The 6,772-nt window shown below is 41.3% G+C and carries 5 protein-coding genes; 2 read left to right on the top strand and 3 right to left on the bottom strand.

The window, feature by feature from the left end; all coding sequences use genetic code 11:
• Positions 1-998 precede the first annotated feature (998 nt).
• The 3 genes from ACFINC_RS02555 to clpB form a co-directional block, all read right to left on the bottom strand.
• Entirely contained in the window at positions 999-1,391 is a 393-nt protein-coding gene (locus tag ACFINC_RS02555) for a hypothetical protein (RefSeq protein WP_375615950.1), read from the bottom strand.
• A gap of 665 nt (positions 1,392-2,056) precedes the next feature.
• Entirely contained in the window at positions 2,057-2,230 is a 174-nt protein-coding gene (locus ACFINC_RS02550) for a hypothetical protein (protein WP_375615949.1), read from the bottom strand.
• Positions 2,231-2,315: 85 nt separating this feature from the next.
• On the bottom strand, positions 2,316-4,895 hold the full coding sequence (gene clpB, locus ACFINC_RS02545) for an ATP-dependent chaperone ClpB (protein WP_375615948.1): 2,580 nt from the start codon (positions 4,893-4,895) through the stop codon (positions 2,316-2,318).
• A gap of 461 nt (positions 4,896-5,356) precedes the next feature.
• On the opposite strand from clpB, the gene ACFINC_RS02540 reads away from it, so the two are divergent.
• Complete coding sequence (locus ACFINC_RS02540) at positions 5,357-5,656, top strand: hypothetical protein (RefSeq protein WP_375615994.1); 300 nt, start codon at positions 5,357-5,359, stop codon at positions 5,654-5,656.
• A complete protein-coding gene (locus tag ACFINC_RS02535; protein ID WP_375615990.1) occupies positions 5,568-6,389 on the top strand; it encodes a DUF3472 domain-containing protein in 822 nt (273 codons plus the stop codon). Before ACFINC_RS02540 ends, ACFINC_RS02535 begins: the two co-directional genes overlap by 89 nt.
• Positions 6,390-6,772 lie beyond the last annotated feature (383 nt).

Raw genomic sequence — 6,772 nt, 5'->3', positions numbered from 1 at the left:
GAAATCAGATCCAAACAACAGAGAAATCAGATCCAAACAACAGAGAAATCAGATCCAAACAACAGAGAAATCAGATCCAAACAACAGAGAAATCAGATCTCCCATTCTCACCAGATCATCTTACCTATGGACTTTATCCGGTTTAAACATACAATTCCGATTGTATCATTATGATACCTTTTTAGATTTACCTTGTCAAGTTTTTATATTTTTCTTTTAATATTTTTGTTATTTTTTATCAGATTTCTGTCTCTTATGCAAACAGAATGCCCCCAAAAAAACATCATTGTGTTTCTATTTGCGCGGTTGTAAAAATATCTCTTACAGCTTTCCCCATTTCACGAAAGCGCGTATTCATTATATAATCACTCATGATATAATAATGGGAAATTCGCCAATAAATGGTCATCCCTTGTTTTGGCTTCTTTACACTTAAATAAAAGAAGCACGCCAGAACCAGCATATTACCAATATTGCGATAATCTTCTCATAAGAATTTCCTAATCTCCCCACACCTCAAAGAGCGAAAGTTCCGACAAGAACCGAATGATACTTGCACTTCTTTTTCACGGCTCCACATTTTTACGCTTTTACGTCTTTACAGAACAAAGCCAAATGAAACGTCCCCCCTCCACACAACGATTTGATAAAAACAAACAGCATCTCCAACAATAGATTTCTGTAAAGAATCCATAGGAATTTTATCGATCAGATTTAACCCTTAGATTAGTATACAAAACCACATGACAGAAAGTCATTTCCTATAAAAGAAACGGTAAAAACTCTATGATTGCGACAAAATATGAGAAATGGCGAGCAGTAAAAATAATATCTTTTGTCCCCATAACTTTGAAATTATAAACTGAACAAATAATCCTTATTGACTGCATATGTAATTTTACATCTGTAAGTTTTTACAGATTAATTCAATCCCACCGTTTCCCCCAACATCTCATCATGATGATCTACGCTTTTTGGACGCACTGGCAAAGGGGGGATCATCTATTATACGTACGTATATAATAATGTGTTGCGCCATCTAAATCATAAGAAACAAAAGACAATATACCTATCTCTATTCGCGTTATTCTATAAGTCAAAATTACACCGTTTTGCTGTTTTGGTTGATCTGTATAGATCACGGTATATCCATTCCGTCGCAACAGATTAATAAATACAGGAGTAAAGTTGTCTTCTGTGTGACTTTTTGTCACAATAAGTGTTGTTTTAGCGGGCGGCAAAGGTTTTTTAAGATTGTGAACAAAATCGTTAGCAATTAATTTTATATCTGCCTTCGTAATATTTTGGACAACATAACTTGATGAATAATTATTGATAGATGCACACCCCGCCACCAACACAAGCGGTAACGGTAATAAATATTTTGACATCTTAACTCCCCTCGCATTCTCTCTCACGAAGCTCTTACACCAGAAGTAAGAGCAACTTTGCTTATAAATAAAAGTATTAACAACCTATTGATTTGCAATCAAGCGATAAGTAATCAATTTTTCACGAGTAAAAAAATGACACCATCTCTAAGGGCTTTCAAAGTTTATACTTAACATACAAAATACATATATTAAAAGGACTTGACCACCTCCTCACACCTCAAAAAATGGGGGGTCTACCCAACACCATTCTGTGCACAATTCGGCTTCTCTTGGGCGGTTTCTTCTTGGCTTCCTACTCATAACGGTTTACTTCAAAAGACGTGACAGACAAGTCCTGCTTAAGAATACTCATAGCGTTCTAGTGAGTATTACGTGACAATATATTCAAGACACCAACAAGATCTGTATTATTACTGTAGCCGCCAGTCTACCTATGTAAAAGTGATCTGTATTTGGCAGTTTTCTTTAGCAACATAAAACAAATATTAAGATACCGAGTACCAGTCGACAATCCCACGTCCAGTTCTTAAAAACAATTTCCCTCCCAAAGACCAAAGCACCCCACCCAGCATCGCTGCTATCCCACACCGATTTGCAAACAATGCGCTGAAAACAAGCCTAATGGCTTGCAGCAAGCTCCCCTTACCAACCACACATGCAGATCAAATCACCACAGCCGAGTACCAGTCGACAATCCCACGTCCAGTTCTTAAAAACAATTTCCCTCCCAAAGACCAAAGCACCCCACCCAGCACCGCTACCATCCCACACCGATTTGCAAACAATGCGCTGAAAACAAGCCTAATAGCTTGCAGCAAGCTCCCCTTACCAACCACACATGCAGATCAGTCCCCCTTCCTCAAAAGGGCGTACGGTATAATAAGGTTATCACTACGCTTTATACCGTAAATTTTCCCAAATTTATGTTTCGGGTAAAAACGCCAACCGATCACCTTGCTTTTCAATTGTCACCGCCGTCTCGTCGTGAATTTCTCCAAACAAAATTTTCTCTGCGAGAGGATCTTGAATTTCCTTTTGGATAATCCGTTTAAGCGGTCGCGCACCATAAAGGGGATCATAGCCCTTATCAGCAAGGAATTGTCGTACTTCTGGTTTGATATGCAAAGTTATGTTGCGTTCATTAAGCAAATTTTGCAAATGTTGTATCTGGATATCAACGATAGCTTCCATATCCTTGCGTTGCAGCCTCTGAAAAAGGATAATCTCATCGATACGGTTTAAAAACTCCGGACGGAAAGCGGCTTTCACCACATTCATGACCTCACTTTTTGCCTGATCAACGGTTTGACCTTCAGGCAAAGCAGTTAAGAACTCAGCACCAAGATTTGAGGTCATAATCAACAAAGTGTTACGAAAGTCGACAGTTCTGCCTTGGCTATCCGTCAAGCGCCCTTCATCCAACACTTGCAACAAGAGATTAAAGATATCAGGATGGGCTTTTTCAATTTCGTCAAACAGAATGACCTGGTACGGTCTTCTACGTACAGCCTCGGTCAGCACTCCCCCTTCTTCATATCCGACATATCCGGGAGGAGCCCCAATCAGCCTCGCCCCAGCATGTTTTTCCATATATTCTGACATATCAATACGCAACATGGCATTGGGGTCTTGGAAGAGAAAAGCGGCCAGAGCTTTGGTTAATTCGGTTTTTCCCACCCCCGTAGGTCCCAAAAACATAAAAGACCCCAGCGGACGGTTAGGATCTTGCAGCCCCGCACGCGCACGCCGTACAGCGCGTGCAACAGCTTGAACAGCTTCTCCCTGCCCCACGACACGGGTTGTAATTTCATCTTCCATCCGCAAGAGCGCCTCACGTTCTGCCTCCAGCATACGATCTACGGGAATTCCGGTCCAGCGTGAAACGATGCGTGCTACATGTTCAGCCGTCACCGTTTCTTCGACGAGATGATTTTGTTGGTCATCATTTTCAGCTAAAGTCAATTGTTTTTCGAGTTCAGGAATGACACTATAAGCCAGTTCTCCAGCGCGTTGGAATTGACCATCACGTTGAGCAATAGCCAAAGCATTGCGCGCTTCTTCGAGTTGTTTTTTCAAATCGGCAGCATGCCCTAATTTTTGTTTTTCGGCCTGCCAAGCACTTGTCATCTCAGCGGACTGTTGTTCCAATGTTTTGAGTTCTTCCTGCACATTTTTCAAACGTTCTTTTGCTGTTGGCTCGACATCTGTTTTCAAAGCTTCCCGTTCGATTTTCAACTGTAAAATACGCCGATCAAGGGCATCGAGTTCTTCCGGCTTTGAATCGACCTGCATACGCAACCGCGCAGCCGCTTCATCGATCAGATCAATCGCTTTATCCGGCAAGAAGCGATCCGTAATATAGCGTGAAGAAAGCTTTGCAGCTGCAATTAAAGCACTATCAGCCAAACGAACTTTGTGATGTTGTTCGTATTTTTCCTTAATACCGCGCAAGATAGAGATAGTATCTTCCAAAGAGGGTTCAGGTACAAAGACAGGTTGAAAGCGGCGTGCCAAAGCAGCATCTTTTTCGACATATTTTCGATATTCATCAAGGGTTGTAGCGCCTACGCAATGGAGTTCTCCACGTGCAAGAGCAGGCTTTAACAAATTAGAAGCATCCATAGGACCGTCGGATTTTCCAGCTCCCACGAGATTGTGCAATTCATCAATAAAGAGGATAATTTGTCCATTTTCGGCTTGCACTTCAGCCAAGACAGCTTTAAGGCGTTCTTCGAATTCTCCACGATATTTTGCGCCTGCAATAAGCGCGCCCATATCGAGCGCATAGAGTTGTTTATCACGCAAAGTTTCCGGCACATCCCCATTGATAATGCGCAGAGCTAACCCTTCCACAATGGCGGTTTTTCCCACCCCAGGCTCACCAATCAGCACCGGATTATTTTTCGTCCGCCGTGAAAGCACCTGAATGGTCCGTCGAATTTCTTCTTCCCGTCCAATAACAGGGTCGAGTTTTCCTTCACGGGCATCTTTTGTGAGATCCCGGGCATATTTTTGCAAGGCATCATATTGTCCTTCGGCATGGCGGCTTGTTGCTGTTTTCCCTTTCCGCAGCGCATTAATTGCCTGATTAAGCGCTTGCGGGGTCACCCCTGCATTTTTCAAGATATCGGCTGTTTTTGCGGACTTTTCCATCATAAGCGCTTGCAACATGCGCTCCACAGTCACAAATTGATCACCCGCTTTTTGCGCGAGTTCCTCAGCGAGCGCGAAGACTTTTGCCACCGGCTGCGAGAGATAGAGTTGTCCATTTCCCCCCTGCACTTTTGGCAAAGCCTCGAGAGCTTCTTTCAGCGTCTTTTGAATAAGAGTAAGATCACCCCCTGTTTTTTGGATAAGCGATGCTGCCAATCCTTGAGAATCATCTAACAACACTTTCAACAGATGCTCCGGCATAAATTGCTGATGATCAGAAGCAAGAGCGCTATTTTGTGCTGATTGTAAAAAACCTTGCAACCGTTCGCTATATTTTTCCAAGTTCATTTTTTTGCCTTAATCTTAAGCCACTATCATAATTTAGCCTTACAAATTCCACAAAAGAGACATCTTCAAAGGACAAACCACCCCCACAAAACACTGCAAATGATGCCGCATGAAGAAGAACCGTAGTGCTAAAAAGAATATGGGTTTCTACACGCCTCATAGCAAGAGGGAGAAAAAAAATACGCTGTCAATTTAAATAAAAACCACAACTTTCCGATAAGTATCATCCCCCCCAGCGTCACTCCCCCTTTTAAACTCTCACCCACAAACTCCACCATTAAAGCTTAAATTTGAACAGCAGAAAGGAGCATGCAAAAACATTTCAAACAAAGCAGTCTTTACAGCCTATAGTTTAGAGTAAAAATCAAAAGTATTTTTCTCTTTTTACTTAACAAAACATTGAATATATGATTTAATACTTATAAAGTTACACTATTTTTATTAAGATAGAGGATTTGAGTATGTACCATACTGTAAAAAAGGTTATTTTAATACTTTTATTCCTTCTGATAAGTAAACCAAGCTATGCCATTTTTGCCGGCAAAGTTATTGCAATAGAGCATGAATGGCTTAAAAATGCATCATTTGATCTATTTATTTTCACCCAGCAAGTAAATTACGATGGTGGGCCTAACTCCATCTATTTCTGGGGAAATAAATTTGAATTCCAAAATGGAAAAAGTGGACAAATTGGTTTTTTCAACAGGAGCGGCCGTACCATTCATTTTTCTATCTGGAATGCAACGGGGATGGAAAGGTAATACATGTAAGCATTTTACTCAGGAAGGTTCAGGAGTACGATGTGAAATCAAGTTTCCATGGGAGATGGGACGCAGATATCAATTATATGTTGAAAAAAATGGAAATCTAGTTACTGCGACAGTAGTCGATTTTATAACGGGTAAACAAGTGGATATTGGGACCATAGAAGTACCAAATACATTTGGCCAATTCCGTAAATCTTCAAGTTTTGTTGAAGACCATTCTCGTTGGAAGAGACATCTCTCCTCCTGTTATGATTTAAGTCCGCAAAGTTCGATTTTTTTTGAGCCTCAAGGCATAAAACAAAACAAGATACACGAAACGATTCTGAAAGCTTCTAATCAAGGAAAGTGTCAAGATTCTGACTTCATCCAAACATCATGTACATCCAACTTTTGCATGACAAGTATAAGCGACTTTGGAGGTTTAGCCTCGCCTACTACTAAACCAGAAATACCCATTTCCAATGGGAAAGATCTATCTGCAGAAACAATTTCTAACGTTTTGAAACAAAAAGAGCTTGTCGTTATTCGTTCAAAAAATCGTTCTTGGGCACCCAATATCTTTTTGCCATCTCCTGATTCATTTAAGTGGAAATCAATCTTTATAGATCATCTAGCGGCTTACAGTTCTACACTTCACACCACTCACGGCACACAAAAGATAACCAAGGGTCAAAAGATTATGTATATGTCTGATGGAAAAACTTGGAAAATTACGAAAAAAAACTAACTTTTTTCTTCTTGATAAGCCCCTCACTCCCCTTTAAAAATAAATGGGGGTGAGGGAGTTTTTTTCATTTCCCCACCACGGCTCCCTTTCCCAGTTATTTTTTCGAGCTCTGCTCTCATCCCATCGTCCCCTTTAGCTCACCTCATCACCATACTTTCCAGGGTATTTTCTCCACCTTCACCTTCTCTCAAAGCCCCACACCCTTTAATAAAAGCCTCACCTCCCTCTTCTATCACCCTCACACCATCCCTTCACGCCCTCCCTTTGCACTACCCCCGCCTCTTATCCACGCCCTCCCTTTGTGCATAGGCACTCTCTCCATTCCACCCCCCACTTTTTCTCTCCCATCACACACTTACAACTTACAGCACTCTTCATCCCAG

The sequence above is a fragment of the Bartonella sp. AP58NXGY genome, assembly GCF_042195785.1.
Lineage (GTDB): Bacteria > Pseudomonadota > Alphaproteobacteria > Rhizobiales > Rhizobiaceae > Bartonella.
The sequence above is the reverse complement of the archived record's forward strand: the minus strand, read 5'-3'. Positions and strand labels throughout refer to the sequence as shown.

Coding starts and splice junctions, on each gene's coding strand:
- clpB (WP_375615948.1), bottom strand. CDS start 4,895: ATGAACTTGGAAAAATATAGCGAACGGTTGCAAGGTTTTTTACAATCA.
- ACFINC_RS02540 (WP_375615994.1), top strand. CDS start 5,357: ATGTACCATACTGTAAAAAAGGTTATTTTAATACTTTTATTCCTTCTG.
- ACFINC_RS02535 (WP_375615990.1), top strand. CDS start 5,568: ATGGAAAAAGTGGACAAATTGGTTTTTTCAACAGGAGCGGCCGTACCA.
- ACFINC_RS02555 (WP_375615950.1), bottom strand. CDS start 1,391: ATGTCAAAATATTTATTACCGTTACCGCTTGTGTTGGTGGCGGGGTGT.